At 51.9% G+C, this 856-nt stretch carries 1 protein-coding gene; it reads left to right on the forward strand.

Annotated elements, in window-relative coordinates; translation table 11 throughout:
• On the forward strand, positions 1–465 hold a 465-nt coding region (locus E1189_RS24510), incomplete at its 5' end, for a hypothetical protein (RefSeq protein ID WP_230459896.1).
• Between the last annotated feature and the right edge of the window lie 391 nt (positions 466–856).

An 856-nucleotide genomic window follows, 5' to 3' on the forward strand; every position in this document is an offset into this window, starting at 1 on the left:
GTAGGGCCTGACCCCTGTGTGGGTGCGCTTATGAACGGTGAGATCGCTGGATTGGGAAAAGCGCTTGTTGCAACCGTCCTTGTCACAGACGTAGGGCCTGTCCCCTGTGTGGATACGCTTGTGGACGGTGAGATCGCTGGATTGGGAAAAACGCCAGTTGCAACCGTCCTGATCACAGGCGTAGGGCCTGACCCCTGTGTGGATGCGCTTGTGTTTGGTGAGATCACTGGGCAGGGTGAAAGACTTATTGCATCCGTCATGGTCACAGACATAGGGCCTGACCTTTGTGCAGGTGCGTTTGTGTCTGGTGTGCATCCCGGAGGTATTCGCAGGCCGCTGATGCTGATCGCTGTCAGGCGGAGTCGGACTCATTTCAGTAAGAGTGCTATCTGTATCGAGTGCGCCCCCCCCTGCACTGGCGCAAAGAACAGTCTGAAATACATCATCCTGCAACAAATAAGATAACTCTGAAAGTAGAGTGTCACTCTGCTCCAGGTCCGAAAACTCTGGAAATAGAGTGTTCAGAAGAGGAGGTGAAGAAGGAGGCGTGCATAAAATGTCAGGAATCTCATTGTTACTGGAAATGTGACAAAGGGTAGATGGATTCCTGATCCATGTTGTTGCACCCGCTTCAACTGCCAGATGTTGTACAGCCGTTGATCCCGTGAGTGTGACTTGGGTTCTTTGTTTTTTTCCACGGCAATGCACAAGTTGGCGCTCGGTCGACCTGTTGACGGTGCAAGATGTGGTTTCACCGGGGTGGATATGTATGCTGTTTGCAGGGTGTATGGCAATGCTTCCTGTTGATATCACAGCTAATGGCTGCAACGGAATAGAGGGAAGAGGTCTGCTCTTG

The sequence above is a fragment of the Parendozoicomonas verongulae genome, assembly GCF_009711465.1.
Taxonomy (GTDB): domain Bacteria; phylum Pseudomonadota; class Gammaproteobacteria; order Pseudomonadales; family Endozoicomonadaceae; genus Sansalvadorimonas; species Sansalvadorimonas verongulae.